Consider the following 15763-nt stretch of genomic DNA (forward strand, 5'->3'; position numbering starts at 1 on the left):
CGGCCACCACGGCCTGGCTGCTGTCGGCCAAGACCGCGCGGGCCCTGCGCGACCAGGCGGCCCGGCTGGCCCGTTTCCTGGCCGAGCGCCCGGACGCCGACCTCGCCGCGGTCGCCCGCAACCTGGCCGCTCGGTCCTCGTTCGCGCATCGGGCCGTCGTGGTCGCCGGCGACCGCGAGCATCTCTTGGCGGAGTTGGACGAACCGCTGATTCGGGGTGTAGCCGGTGGTGCTGGAACCCCGGTGTTCGTTTTTCCGGGTCAGGGTGCGCAGTGGGTGGGGATGGGTTTGGCGCTGTGGGACAGCGAGCCGGTGTTCGCCGAGTCGATGGTCCGTTGTGCGGCTGCGTTGAGGCCGTTTGTGGACTGGGATCTGCGGGCGGTGCTGGGTGACGCCGAAATGCTGGAGCGGGTCGATGTGGTGCAGCCCGCAACCTGGGCGGTGATGGTGTCCCTGGCCGAACTGTGGCGGTCGGTGGGCGTGCGGCCGGCGGCGGTGGTCGGGCATTCCCAGGGCGAGATCGCGGCGGCCGTGGTCGCGGGTGGGCTGTCCCTTGAGGACGGTGCCCGGGTGGTGGCGCTGCGGAGTAGGGCGATCCTGGAGTTGTCGGGGTCGGGTGGGATGGTGTCGGTGCCGTTGCCGTTGGAGCGGGTGCTGGCCCTGATTGGACCGGATCTGTCGGTGGCGGCGGTGAACGGTCCGGCGCAGGTGGTGGTGAGCGGGTCCGGGGCGGATGCGTTCGCGGAGGCGCATGCCGATTTGGGTGTACGGCGGATCAATGTGGACTACGCGTCGCATTCGGTGCAGGTGGAGGCGCTGCGGGACCGGCTCGAGGCGGATCTGGCCGGGTTGGATCCGCATGACGGCGGGGTGCCGTTCCATTCCACTGTGGACGCGGCTTCGGGTGGTGAGGGTGGGTATTGGTATCGGAATTTGCGGTATACGGTCCGGTTCGGTGATGTGATCGCGGCACTGGTTGCCGGCGGGCATCGGACGTTCGTGGAAGTCAGTCCGCATCCGGTGCTGGCGATGGCGGTGGAGCAGGCGGGCGAGGATCTCGTGGTCGCCGGCACGCTGCGGCGGGACGACGGCGGGCGGAGCCGGTGGCTACGGTCGATGGCGGCGCTGCACGTGGCGGGAACGGCCGTGGACTGGTCGTCGGCGTGGGGTGCGGCCCCGGCGGTCGTCGAAGCACTGCCCACGTACCCGTTCCAGCGGCAGCGGTTCTGGCCCGAGGCGATCGCCGCCTGGACCGGCGGTCTCACCGCGCCCGGCGCCGACCTGACCGGCGTCTTCGACGGCGAGTTCTGGCAGGCGGTCGAGCGCGAGGACGCCGCCTCCGTGCTGCCCGTCCTCGCCTCCATGCGGCAGCGTCGGAACCGGCTCACCCGGGACGGCTGGCAGTACCAGGTCGGCTGGACCCGGCTGACCACCGGCCCGACCGAGCTGTCCGGCGTCTGGGCGCTGATCGCCGCCCCCGGAACCGGTGATGACGTCGCGGCGGAGTTGGTGGCGGCGGGTGCTGAGGTGGTGCGGCTGAGTCCGGGCGATCCGGTGCCGGAGGTGGCCGGTGGGGTGTTGCTGGCTTCGCCGGGCCGCGAATGTGCCGTGGAGTTGCTGGTGGTGGCGCGGCAGTGGGGTCCGGTGCCGTTGTGGGTGGTGACCCGTTCGCTGGACACGAATGCGTGGCAGGGGCAGGTGTGGGGCCTCGGCCGGGTGGTCCGGGCGGAGCAGCCGGATCGGTGGGGCGGTCTGGTCGATCTCGCGGCTGACGCGCCGCCAGGGTCGTTGGTGGCGGCGCTGGGTTCGGGCGAGGACCAGGTCGCGGCGCGGGCGGACGGTCTGTACGGGTTGCGGCTGCGGCATGCCCCGGCGGGGTCGGGTGATGGTTGGCGACCCTCGGGCACGGTCCTGGTGACGGGTGGTACTGGCGCTCTCGGGCGCCGGGTCGCACAGTGGCTGGCCGGGCACGGGGCGGAGCGTCTCGTGCTGGTGAGTCGGCGGGGTGGTCCGGCGCCGGATGTCGGTGTTCCGGTGGTGGTTGTGGCGGCGGATGCGGCGGATCGGGATGCGATGGCGGCGGTTCTGGCCGAGTATCCGGTGACGGCGGTGGTGCATGCGGCCGGGGTGATTGATGATGGGGTGTTGGGGTCGTTGACGCCGGAGCGGTTCGACACGGTGGCGCGGGCGAAGATCGACGCGGTGTTGAATCTCGACGCGTTGACGGCGGACCTGGGACTGCAGGCGTTCGTCATCTTCTCCTCCCTGGCCGCGCTGTTCGGTTCGCCGGGGCAGGGCAACTATGCCGCCGCGAACGGGTTCCTGGACGCCTACGCGCAGCAGCGCCGGGCCCAGGGTGCGCCGATGGTCTCGATCGGCTGGGGCGCCTGGGCCGGCGGAGGCCTCGCCGCCGCCGACGTCGTCGAGGCCCGCACCCGGCGCGACGGCGTCGTCGGCATGGACCCGGCGATCGCGGTGTCCGCGCTGGAACACGCCGCCGGCCGCGGCTACCTCGCCGTCGCCGACCTGGACTGGCGCCGCCTGCTCGCCGCGGGCGCCGGGCGAGCCGGCGCGTGGCTGTCGGAGCTGCCGCAGGTCCGCGCCCTGCAGGCCGAGCTCCCGTCCCGGGCCGATGATTCCGCCTGGGTACTGCGGCTCAAGGACACCCCCGCCGGGAGCCGGACCGCCCTGGTCCTCGCCCTCGTCCGGGAACAGGCCGCCGTCGTCCTCGGCCACTCCAGTGCCGCCGCCGTCGAACCGGGCGTGGCGTTCCGCGACCTCGGCTTCGACTCGCTGACCGCCGTCGAGCTGCGTAACCGGCTCACCGCCGCGACCGGCCTGACCCTGCCGGCCACGCTCGTCTTCGACTACCCGACGCCGGCCGCGCTGACCGAGTTCCTGCTCGCCGCGGTCATGGGAGCCGCGGCCGCGGCCGCACCCGTCGCCGTCACCACCGCGACCGACGAACCGATCGCGATCGTCGGCATCGGCTGCCGCTTCCCGGGCGGCGCCGACACCCCCGAAGCGTTCTGGGCGCTGCTCGCCGGCGGCGTCGACGCGATGAGCGGCTTCCCGACCGACCGCGGCTGGGAATCCGTTACGTACCCGGCCGGCGTCACCTTCGCGCGCGAGGGCGGCTTCGTCGGCGACGTGGCCGGCTTCGACGCCGGGTTCTTCGGCATCAGCCCGCGCGAGGCCCTCGCCATGGACCCGCAGCAGCGGGTACTCCTGGAAACCGCCTGGGAGGCCCTCGAACGCGCCGGCATCGACCCGGCCGTCCTGCGCGGCAGCAACACCGGCGTCTACCTCGGTACCAACGGCCAGGACTACGTCTCGATGATGATCGACTCGTCGACCGGCAGCGAGGGGCACCTGCTCACCGGCAACGCGGCCAGCGTCATCTCCGGCCGGCTCGCCTACACGTTCGGCCTCGAAGGCCCGGCCGTGTCCGTGGACACGGCGTGCTCGTCGGCGCTGGTTGCGGTACACCTGGCGGCGCAGTCCCTGCGGTCCGGCGAGTGCTCCATGGCCCTCGCGGGCGGCGTGACCCTCATGTCCACCCCGGCGCCCTTCGTGGCGTTCGCTCAGCAGGGTGGGCTGGCCGCCGATGGGCGCTGCAAGGCCTTCGCGGACGCGGCCGACGGTACCGCCTGGGGTGAAGGCGCCGGTGTGCTGGTGCTCGAGCGGCTGTCGGAGGCGCGCCGGCTGGGACACCCCGTGCTCGCGCTCGTGCGCGGCAGCGCCGTGAACCAGGACGGCGCCTCGAACGGTCTGACGGCCCCGAACGGTCCCTCGCAGCAGCGGGTGATCCGGCAGGCCCTCGCGAACGCCCGGTTGTCCCCGGCCGAGGTGGATGCGGTCGAGGCGCATGGCACCGGGACGACCCTCGGCGATCCGATCGAGGCGCAGGCGCTGATCGCCACATACGGTCAGGACCGTCCGGCCGAGCGGCCGCTGCTGGTCGGCTCGGTGAAGTCGAACATCGGCCACACCCAGGCCGCGGCCGGGGCGGCCGGCATCATCAAGATGGTCCTGGCGTTGCGTCACGGGTTGTTGCCGCGGACGCTGCATGTGGACGCGCCGTCGTCCCATGTGGACTGGTCGGCGGGGACGGTGCGGCTGCTGACGGAGGCCACGCCGTGGGCGGCGAATGGTCACCTGCGGCGGGCCGGTGTGTCGTCGTTCGGGATTTCCGGCACGAACGCACACGTGATCTTGGAGGAGGCCGAGCCGGAGCCGGTCCCGGTGGTGGAGTCTTCCGGCCCGGTGCCGTGGCTGGTGTCGGCGAAGTCGGAGCCGGCTTTGCGGGACCAGGTGCGGCGGCTGGCCGAGTTCAGGGCCGCGGAGTCGTCGGTGGATGCGCTCGCGGTCGGCCGGGCGCTGGCGAGTGGCCGGTCGCGGTTCGCGCATCGGGCGGTCGTGCTCGGCCCGAAGACGATCACGGGTGTGGCGGGTCCGGGTCGACTGGCCGTGGTGTTTTCGGGTCAGGGTAGTCAGCGGGTCGGTATGGGTCTCGACCTGTACGCACGGTATCCGGTGTTCGCGGCGGCGTTCGACGAGGTGTGCGGACATTTGGGGATGCCGTTGCGGGAGTTGATCGCGGACGGCACTGATCTGGATCAGACGGCGAATACGCAGGCGGCGTTGTTTGCGGTGCAGGTGGCGTTGTTCCGGCTGGTGGAGTCGTGGGGGATCCGTCCCGACGTTCTTGCGGGTCATTCGATTGGTGAGGTGACGGCGGCCTACGTGGCGGGGGTGTGGTCGCTGGCGGATGCGGCGCGGATTGTGGCGGCGCGGGGCCGGTTGATGCAGGCGTTGCCCGTCGGTGGGGCGATGGTGGCGTTGACGGCATCCCACGACGAGGCCCTCGAGTTGGTTGCCGGGCATGCGGATGTGGGTGTGGCGGCGGTGAACGGTCCGCGGTCGACGGTGATTTCCGGTGCTGCGGACACTGTCTTGGCGTTGGCCGATCGGTGGCGGGAGCGGGATGGTAAGGCTCGGCGGTTGCGGGTGAGTCATGCGTTTCATTCGCCGTTGATGGAGCCGATGCTGGCCGAGTTCGCCGCCGTGCTCAACGGCGTGACCTGGCAGGAGCCGTCGATACCGGTCGTGTCGGGCACGCCGCGGGCGGATCTGACGAGTCCTGAGTATTGGGTCGCGCATGTCCGGGAGGCCGTTCGCTACCACGATGCGGTGACGGCGCTTGGTGCGGATATCGTCTTGGAGCTGGGGCCGGACGGATCCCTGTCGGCGATGGCCGATGGCGGGGTGTGGTTGCCGGCGTTGCGGGCCGGGCGGGACGAGGCCGAGACGCTGCTGACCGCCGTCGCGGGGGTCCACGTGCATGGTGGGACCGTCGACTGGGCCGGGTTGCTCGGCGGGGCTGCGGCCGGGCGGGTCGAGTTGCCGACGTATGCGTTCCAGCATCAGCGGTTCTGGCCGGAGCGGAGCGGCAGCGTTTCGGCCGTGGATGGCTGGCGGTATCAGGTCGGCTGGTCCCGGATCGCCTCGCCGCCGGTGGCGTTGCCGGGCCGGTGGGCGCTGATCGCCGCTCCTGGTACCGGTGACGACATCGCGGCCGAGTTGGTGGCGGCGGGCGCTGAGGTGGTGCGGCTGGCGGTGGGTGACCCGGTGCCGGAGGTGGCCGGTGGGGTGTTGCTGGCGTCCGCGGGCCGGGAGTGTGCCGCGGAGTTGCTGGTGGTGGCGCGGCAGTGGGGTCCGGTGCCGTTGTGGGTGGTGACCCGGGAGTTGGATACGAATGCGTGGCAGGGGCAGGTGTGGGGGCTCGGCCGGGTGATCGGTGTGGAGCAGCCGGACCGGTGGGGTGGCCTGATCGACCTCGCGGCTGACGCGCCGGCCGGATCGCTCTCCGTCGCGCTCGGGTCCGGGGAAGACCAGGTCGCGGTCCGGGCGGATGGTGTGTACGGGTTGCGGCTGCGTCCGGCGCCGGCCGATCCGGGATCGGCGTGGCAGCCATCCGGCACGGTTCTGGTCACCGGCGGCACGGGTGCGCTTGGACTGCGGGTCGCGCGGTGGCTGGCCGAGCACGGGGCGGAGCGCCTCGTGCTGGTCAGCCGGCGGGGCGGTCCGGCACCGGATCTCGGGATCCCGGTCGAGGTCGTGGCGGCGGATGCGGCGGACCGTGACGCGATGGCGGCGGTCCTCGCCGAGCACCCGGTCACCGCGGTCGTGCACGCGGCCGGGGTCATCGACGACGGTGTGCTCGGGTCGTTGACGCCGGAGCGGTTCGACACGGTGGCCCGGGCGAAGATCGACGCGGTCCTGAACCTCGACGCCCTGACCGCGGACCTCGGGTTGCGGGCGTTCGTCATCTTCTCGTCCGTGGCGGCGCTGTTCGGGTCGCCGGGGCAAGGGAACTATGCCGCCGCCAACGGGTTCCTGGACGCCTATGCGCGGCAACGCCGGGCTCAAGGCGCCCCGATGGTCTCCATCGGCTGGGGCGTTTGGGCGGGGGACGGGCTGGCGGCGGGGACGCGGCGCAGTGCGGTTGCCGGTATGGACCCGGGGCTGGCGGTGTCGGCGCTGGAGCACGCCGTCGGTGCCGGGTATCTCGCCGTGGCCGACGTCGACTGGCACAAGGTGGTCGAGCTCAGTGGTGGACGGGTCGGGGCCTGGCTGACCGAACTGCCGGCCGTGCGGGCCGCGCTCGCCGAATCGCCGGTCGCGGGGGCCGGCTCGGCCTGGGTCGCCCGGTTGAAGGCAGCTCCGGCCGAGCGGCAGCCCGGCATGGTGCTGACGCTCGTCCGGGAAGAGGCCGCCGCCTCGCTCGGGCACACGGACTCGGCCCAGGTGCCGGTGGACGAGGTGTTCCGGGACCTCGGCTTCGACTCGCTGACCGCCGTCGAGCTGCGCAACCGGCTCACCGCCGCGACCGGGCTGACCCTGCCCGCCACGCTGGTCTTCGACTACCCGACGCCGGCCGACCTCGCCCGGCACCTCACGTCCGAGATCACCGGCGCCGCCGCGCACTCGAGCGTGGCAACCGTGGCGGCCGTCGACGAGCCGATCGCGATCGTCGGCATGAGCTGCCGTTTCCCGGGCGGCGCCGACACGCCCGAGGCGTTCTGGGCGCTGCTCGCGGACGGCGTCGACGCCATGGGCGGGTTCCCCGGCGACCGCGGCTGGGAGGAGGCCGCGTCGCACAGCCCGGCGCCGGCGGCGGCCGACTTCGCCCGCGCGGGCGGCTTTGTCGCCGATGTGGCCGGGTTCGACGCCGGATTCTTCGGGATCAGCCCGCGCGAGGCCCTCGCCATGGACCCCCAGCAGCGGCTGCTGCTGGAAACGTCGTGGGAGGCCCTCGAACGGGCCGGGATCGATCCGGGCGCGTTGCGGGGCAGCTCGACCGGCGTGTACCTGGGCACGAACGGGCAGGACTACCCGGCGCTGCTCAGCATCGCCGACACCGGCGGTGACGGGTTCGCCAGCACCGGCAACGCGGCAAGCGTCATGTCCGGCCGGGTGGCCTACACGCTCGGCCTCGAAGGTCCGGCCGTGTCCGTGGACACGGCATGCTCGTCGGCGCTGGTCGCCGTACACCTGGCGGCCCAGGCCCTGCGGTCGGGTGAGTGCTCGATGGCGCTCGCGGGCGGGGTCACGGTGATGTCGACGCCGAGCATCTTCGTCGAGTTCGCCCGGCAGGGTGGGCTGGCCGCCGACGGGCGCTGCAAGGCGTTCGCGGACGCCGCAGACGGTACCGGCTGGGGCGAAGGCGCCGGCGTGCTCGTCCTGGAGCGGCTGTCGGAGGCGCGCCGCCGCGGTCACGAGGTCCTCGCCGTGGTGCGGGGCAGCGCGGTGAACCAGGACGGGGCGTCCAACGGTCTGACGGCTCCGAACGGTCCGTCGCAGCAGCGGGTGATCCGGGCGGCCCTCGCCAACGCCGGGTTGCGGCCCGGTGAGGTCGATGCGGTCGAGGCGCACGGCACCGGGACGACCCTCGGCGATCCGATCGAGGCGCAGGCGCTGCTCGCCACATACGGTCAGGACCGTCCGGCCGAGCGGCCGCTGCTGGTCGGCTCGGTGAAGTCGAACATCGGCCACACCCAGGCCGCGGCCGGGGCGGCCGGGATCATCAAGATGGTCCTCGCCCTGCGCAACGGCGTCCTGCCCAAGACGCTGCACGTGGACGCGCCGTCGTCGCATGTCGACTGGTCGGCCGGCACCGTCCGGCTGCTGACCGACGCCGTGCCGTGGAAGACGAACGGCCACCCACGCCGGGCCGGTGTGTCGTCCTTCGGCATCTCCGGCACGAACGCCCACGTGATCTTGGAAGAGGTACAGCCGGAGCCGGTCCCGGTGCTGGAGGCGACCGGGCCGGTGCCGTGGCTGCTGTCGGCGAAGTCGGAGCCGGCGTTGCGGGACCAGGTGCGGCGGCTGACCGAGTTCGTGGCGGGGCAGTCGTCGGTCGATGCCCTTGCGGTTGGCCGGGCGCTGGCGAGTGGCCGGTCGCGGTTCGCGCATCGGGCGGTCGTGGTCGGTTCGAATGTGGTGACGGGTGTGGCGGGTCCGGGTCGCCTGGCGATGGTGTTTTCGGGTCAGGGTAGTCAGCGGGTCGGTATGGGTTTGGACCTGTATGGGCGGTATCCGGTGTTCGCGGCGGCGTTCGACGAGGTGTGTGCGCACTTCGAGAGTCCGTTGCGTGACCTGATCGCTGATGGCGGGGAGCTGGATCAGACGGCGAATACGCAGGCTGCTCTGTTTGCGGTGCAGGTGGCGTTGTTCCGGCTGGTGGAGTCGTGGGGGATCCGTCCTGACGTTCTTGCGGGTCATTCGATTGGTGAGGTGACCGCGGCGTATGTGGCTGGGGTGTGGGACCTGGCGGATGCGGCGCGGATTGTGGCGGCGCGGGGCCGGTTGATGCAGGCGCTACCGGCTGGCGGGGCGATGGTGGCGCTGACCGCATCGCATGAGGAGGCTATGGACCTGATCGCCGGGCATACCGATGTGGGTGTAGCCGCCGTGAACGGTCCGCGGTCGACGGTGATTTCCGGTGCGGCCGAGATGGTGTTGGGGCTGGCCGATCGGTGGCGGGATCAAGGGGGTAAGGCTCGGCGGCTGCGGGTGAGTCATGCGTTCCATTCGCCGTTGATGGAGCCGATGCTGGGCGAGTTCGCGACCGTGCTGGACAGTGTGGTGTGGCGTGAGCCGTCGATCCCGGTGGTGTCGGGCACGCCGGATGCGGACCTGACCAGTCCGGCGTATTGGGTGGCGCATGTCCGCGAGGCCGTTCGGTATCACGATGCGGTAACGGCACTTGGCGCGGACATTTTCCTCGAGCTGGGGCCGGACGGGTCACTGTCGGCGATGGCCGATGGCGGGGTCTGGTTGCCGGCGTTGCGCACTGGGCGGGACGAGGCCGAGACGCTCCTGGCCGCCGTTGCTGGGGTCCACGTGCATGGTGGGACCGTCGACTGGAGCGGGCCGCTGGGCAAGGGCGTCACCACGCAGTCGGCACTGCCGACGTACGCGTTCCAGCGGCAGCGGTTCTGGCCGTCGGTGCATCGGCGGGCGTTGCCGGGTGGGGTGGAGGCGTTCGATGCGGAGTTTTGGGCGGCGGTTGAGCGGGGGGATGCGGATTCGTTGTTGCCGGTGTTGACGTCGTTGCGGGAGCGTCAGTCCCGGACGACGGTCGATGGTTGGCGGTATGAGGTGTCGTGGGCGCCGCTGACGGGTGCCGGGGAGGGTGTGCTGGTCGGGTCGTGGTTGGTGGTGCACGGTCCGGAAGGTGCTGATCGGGCGGGGCAGCTCGGGGCGCTGCTGGCCGAGGGTGGTGCTGCGGTCCAGGTCGGTTCTCGCGTTGATGTCGCCGGCGTGGACGGTGTGGTGTGTGTCGCCGACGGCCTGTCGGTGGCGGAATTGTCCTCGCTGCTGCGGCAGGCGACGGCCCCGGTCTGGGTGGTGACGCAGGGTGCGGTGTCGGTGGGTCGTTCCGATGTTGTGTCGGATCTGGGTGGTGCGGCGTTGTGGGGGTTTGGCCGGGTTGCCGGTCTGGAGTATCCGGCGCTGTGGGGTGGGCTGATTGACGTGCCCGGTGTGCTGGATGAGCGGGTGGTTGCGGTGTTGGCCGGTTGGGCGGGTGAGGATCAGGTTGCGGTGCGGGCGGATGGTGTTTTCGGGCGTCGTCTGGTGCGGGCTGCGGCGGCTGGCTCGTCGAAACCGTGGCGTCCTCGGGGCACGGTGCTGGTGACCGGCGGCACCGGTGGTCTCGGCGGTCATGTGGCTCGCTGGCTGGCGGGGCAGGGCGTGGAGCATCTCGTGCTCACCTCGCGCCGCGGCGCCGACGCGCCCGGGGTGGCGGACCTGGTCGCCGAGCTTGGTGTGCGGGTCACCGTGCTGGCTTGCGACGTGGCCGACTTCGACAAGCTCGCGGCTGCTGTCGCGGGTGTGGGCCGGATCGATGCGGTGGTGCATGCGGCGGGGATCGGTCAGGGGTCGTCCATTGCGGATACCGGGGAGGGTGTGGTGGCGGAGATTTTGGCGGCGAAGGTGGCTGGGACGCGGAACTTGCATCGGCTGTTGGTTGAGGGCGGTGAGCGTCCGCTTGATGCGTTGGTGTTGTTCTCGTCGGTTGCGGGTGTGTGGGGTAGTGGTGGTCAGGGTGTGTATGCGGCGGCGAATGCGTTTCTGGATGCGTATGCGGTGCAGCAGCGCGGGGTTGGTCGGGTGGTGACGAGTGTGGCGTGGGGGCCGTGGGCGGGGGCTGGGATGGCTCGGGCTGATGCTGCCGCCGCGCTCGCCCGGCGTGGGGTGCGGGCGCTGGATCCGGGCTTGGCGGTGCAGGCGCTCGCGGAAGCGGTCGGGCGGGGTGAGGCCTGTGTGACGGTCGCTGATGTGGATTGGGCGACGTTCGGCGCTGCATTCACCGTGGCCCGCCCCAGTCCGTTGTTGGCGGCGATCCCGGAGGCGCGGGTCGGTGACGCGGAGCCGGACCGGGCTGAGGGGGCTGAGCTGGTGGCTCGTCTGCGTGGGCTGGGTGAAGCGCGGCGGATCGAGGTCGTGCAGGAACTCGTCTGCGCGCATGTTGCGGCTGTGCTTGGTCATGTTGGACCGGCGTCGGTGGATGGTGGGGTGGCGTTCCGGGATCTTGGGTTTGATTCGTTGACGGCGGTGGAGTTCCGCAACCGGCTGGTCGCGGCGACCGGGCTGCGGCTGCCCGCCACGACCGTTTTCGACCATCCGACGCCCGAGACCCTCGCCCGGCACCTCCTCACCGAGCTCACCGGTGGCACCGCCGTCGCCGCGCCGGTCACCGTCGTCGCGGCGACCGACGAGCCGATCGCGATCGTCGGCATGGGCTGCCGGTTCCCCGGCGGCGTCGGAGACCCCGAAGCGCTCTGGGCCCTCCTCGCCGCCGGCGGCGACGCCATCGGTGAGGTTCCGGCCGACCGCGGCTGGGACACGGCGGCCTGGTACGACCCGGACCCGCAGCACGCCGGAACCAGCTACGTCCGCGAGGGCGGGTTCCTGGCCGATGCGGCACTGTTCGACGCCGGGTTCTTCGGGATCAGCCCGCGGGAGGCCCTGGCGATGGACCCCCAGCAGCGGTTGCTGCTGGAAACGTCGTGGGAGGCCCTCGAACGGGCCGGGATCGATCCGGCCGGGCTGCGCGGCTCCGACACCGGCGTGTACGTCGGGATCGCCGCCTCCGACTACGGCATGGGCCTCGCCGCCGATCCGGGCAGCGTCGACGGGCACGCGATGACCGGCACGACCACGAGCGTCGCGTCCGGGCGGGTCGCATACACCCTGGGTCTGGAGGGTCCGGCGGTGTCGGTGGACACGGCCTGTTCGTCGTCGCTGGTCGCGGTACACCTGGCGGCTCAGGCTCTGCGGTCGGGTGAGTGCTCGATGGCCCTCGCCGGTGGCGTCACCGTCATGTCCACACCCGTGGCGTTCATCGAGTTCTCCCGGCAGGGCGGTCTGGCCGCGGACGGGCGGTGCAAGCCGTTCGCGGATGCGGCCGACGGTACCGGCTGGGGCGAAGGCGTGGGCATGCTCGTCCTGGAGCGGCTGTCCGACGCGCGGCGTCACGGGCATCAGGTCCTCGCCGTGGTGCGGGGGAGCGCGGTGAACCAGGACGGTGCGTCGAACGGTCTGACGGCGCCGAACGGTCCCTCACAGCAGCGGGTGATCCGGGCGGCCCTCGCCAACGCCGGGTTGCGGCCCGGTGAGGTCGATGCGGTCGAGGCGCACGGCACGGGCACGACGCTGGGCGATCCGATCGAGGCGCAGGCGCTGCTCGCCACCTACGGCCAGGACCGGACCGCCGAGCGACCCCTGCTCGTCGGGGCCGTCAAGTCCAACATCGGCCACACCCAGAGCGCCGCGGGCGTCGCCGGGATCATCAAGATGGTGCTCGCCATGCGGCATGAGCTGCTGCCCAAGACCCTGCACCTCGACGCACCGTCATCGCACGTCGACTGGTCGGCCGGGGCGGTGCGGCTCCTGGCCGAACCCACCCCCTGGCCGGCCAATGGCCACCCGCGCCGGGCCGGTGTTTCCGCCTTCGGCATCTCCGGCACCAACGCCCACGTGATCCTGGAGGCGGCTGAGCCGGAGCCGGTCCCGGTGCTGGAGGCGACCGGGCCGGTGCCGTGGCTGCTGTCGGCGAAGTCGGAGCCGGCGCTGCGGGACCAGGTGCGGCGGCTGACCGAGTTCGTGGCGGGGCAGTCGTCGGTGGATGCCGTTGCGGTTGGCCGGGCGCTGGCGAGTGGCCGGTCGCGGTTCGCGCATCGGGCGGTGGTGTTCGGCCCGAACACGATCACGGGTGTGGCCGGTCCGGGTCGACTGGCCGTCGTGTTCTCGGGTCAGGGTAGTCAGCGGGTCGGTATGGGTCTTGACCTGTATGGGCGGTATCCGGTGTTCGCGGCAGCGTTCGACGAGGTGTGTGCGCATTTCCAGACGCCGTTGCGTGAGTTGATCGCTGATGGCGGGGAGCTGGATCAGACGGCGAATACGCAGGCGGCGTTGTTCGCGATGCAGGTGGCGTTGTTCCGGCTGGTGGAGTCGTGGGGCGTCGAGCCCAGGTTCCTGGCCGGGCACTCGATCGGTGAGGTGACCGCGGCCTACGTGGCTGGGGTGTGGTCGCTGGCGGATGTGGCGCGGATTGTGGCGGCGCGGGGCCGGTTGATGCAGGCGTTGCCGTCCGGGGGTGCGATGGTGGCGTTGACGGCGTCCCATGAGGAAGCGTTCGCGCTCATTGCGGGGCACGTGGATGTGGGCGTGGCGGCAGTGAACGGTCCACAGTCGACGGTGATTTCGGGCAGTGCGGACGTGGTGCTGCAACTGGCTGATCAGTGGCGGGAGCGCGGGGGCAAGGCTCGCCAGCTGCGGGTGAGTCATGCGTTCCATTCGCCGTTGATGGAGCCGATGCTGGCCGAGTTCGCCGCAGTGCTCGACACCGTCACCTGGCACGAGCCGTCCATACCGGTCGTGTCGGGCACGCCGGGAGCGGATGTGACCAGTCCGGCGTATTGGGTCGCGCATGTCCGTGAGCCGGTTCGGTATCACGATGCGGTGACGTCGCTTGGTGCGGACATTTTCCTGGAGCTGGGGCCGGACGGGTCGTTGTCGGCGATGGCCGATGACGGGATTTGGCTGCCGGCGTTGCGGGCGGGGCGGGACGAGGCCGAGACGCTGCTGGCCGCCGTTGCTGGGGTCCATGTGCATGGTGGGACCGTCGACTGGACTCAGTTCGTCGCCGGCGCCCCGGGGCGGGTTGACCTGCCGACGTACGCGTTCCAGCGGCAGCGGTTCTGGCCGTCGGTGGATCGGCGGGCGTTGCCGGGTGGGGTGGAGCTGCTTGATGCGGAGTTTTGGGCGGCGGTTGAGCGTCGGGATGCGGATTCGTTGTTGCCGGTGTTGACGTCGTTGCGGCAGCGTCAGTCCCGGACGGCGGTCGATGGTTGGCGGTATGAGGTGTCGTGGACGCCGCTGACCGGTGCCGGGGAGGGTGTGCCAGTTGGGTCGTGGTTGGTGGTGCACGGTCCGGAAGGTGCTGATCGGGCGGGGCAGCTCGGGGCGCTGCTGGCCGAGGGTGGCGCTGCGGTTCGGGTCGGGACGGACATTGATGCCGCGGATGCCGTGGTGTGTGTCGCTGATGGCCTGTCGGTCGCGAAGTTGTCTGCCTTGCTGCGGGAGGCGACGGCCCCGGTCTGGGTGGTGACGCAGGGTGCGGTGTCGGTGGGTCGTTCCGATGTTGTGTCGGATCTGGGTGGTGCGGCGTTGTGGGGGTTTGGCCGGGTTGCCGGTCTGGAGTATCCGGAGCGGTGGGGTGGCCTGATCGACGCACCCGGCGTGCTGGATGGGCGGGTGGTCGCGGTGTTGGCCGGTTGGGGCGGTGAGGATCAGGTCGCGGTGCGGGCGGACGGTGTGTATGGGCGTCGTCTGGTGCGGGCTGCGGCGGCTGGCTCGTCGAAACCGTGGCGTCCTCGGGGCACGGTGCTGGTGACCGGCGGCACCGGTGGTCTCGGCGGTCATGTGGCCCGCTGGTTGGCGGGGCAGGGTGTCGAGCATCTTGTGCTGACGTCGCGGCGCGGGCCCGATGCGCCCGGGGTGGCGGACCTGGTCGCCGAGCTTGGTGTGCGGGTCACCGTGCTGGGCTGTGACGTGGCCGATTTCGATGGGTTGGCGGCGGCGCTGGCCGGGGTGGGCCGGGTTGATGCGGTGGTGCATGCGGCGGGGATCGGTCAAGGGTCGTCCATTGCGGACACCGGCGAGGGTGCGGTCGCGGACATCCTGGCGGCGAAGGTGGCTGGGACGCGGAACTTGCATCGGCTGCTGGTTGAGGGTAGTGAGCGTCCGCTTGACGCGTTCGTATTGTTCTCGTCGATTGCCGGGGTGTGGGGTAGTGGTGGTCAGGGTGTGTATGCGGCGGCGAATGCGTTTCTGGATGCGTATGCGGTGCAGCAGCGCGGGGTTGGTCGGGTGGTGACGAGTGTGGCGTGGGGGCCGTGGGCGGGGGCTGGGATGGCGCGGGCTGATGCTGCCGCCGCGCTCGCCCGGCGTGGGGTGCGGGCGCTGGATCCGGGCCTGGCGGTGCAGGCGCTCGCGGAAGCGGTCGGGCGGGGTGAGGCCTGTGTGACGGTCGCTGATGTGGATTGGGCGACGTTCGGCGCTGCATTCACCGTGGCCCGCCCCAGTCCGTTGTTGGCGGCGATCCCGGAGGCGCGGGTCGGTGACGCGGAGCCGGACCGGGCTGAGGGGGCTGAGCTGGTGGCTCGTCTGCGTGGGCTGGGTGAAGCGCGGCGGATCGAGGTCGTGCAGGAACTCGTCTGCGCGCATGTTGCGGCTGTGCTTGGTCATGCTGGGCCGGCGTCGGTGGATGGTGGGGTGGCGTTCCGGGATCTCGGGTTTGATTCGTTGACGGCGGTGGAGTTCCGCAACCGGCTGGTCGCGGCGACCGGGCTGCGGCTGCCCGCCACGACCGTTTTCGACCATCCGACGCCCGAGACCCTCGCCCGGCACCTCCTCACCGAACTCATCCCGGCCGGACCCGAGCCGGAGCTGCCGCTGCTGGCCCAGTTCGACAAATTCAAGGCCCGGCTCGCCGGCCTCGATGCCGACAGCGAACTGCGCCGGACGCTCGCCGCCCGGATCCAGTTGCTCGCGGCCAGTCTCGACGGCCCGAAGGCGCCCAGCAGCACGGCCGTCGCCGAGAAGCTCACCACCGCCAGCCGGGACGAACTGCTCAGCTTCATCGACAACGATCTGGGCCTTTCATGAGCACCTCCTTGCACCGCTCGAAT

At 71.6% G+C, this 15763-nt stretch carries 1 protein-coding gene (cut by a window edge); it reads left to right on the plus strand.

Annotated elements, in window-relative coordinates:
• Positions 1-15740, plus strand: the 3' portion of a protein-coding gene (locus ACQPXD_RS24930; protein WP_432842508.1) for an SDR family NAD(P)-dependent oxidoreductase. It extends 12250 nt beyond the left edge of the window; only the last 15740 of its 27990 coding nucleotides appear in the window; the start codon falls outside the window, past its left edge; its stop codon occupies positions 15738-15740.
• Positions 15741-15763: the final 23 nt, after the last annotated feature.

Origin of the sequence: Dactylosporangium sp. CA-092794 (genome assembly GCF_050948465.1) — a bacterium.
GTDB lineage: Bacteria > Actinomycetota > Actinomycetes > Mycobacteriales > Micromonosporaceae > Dactylosporangium.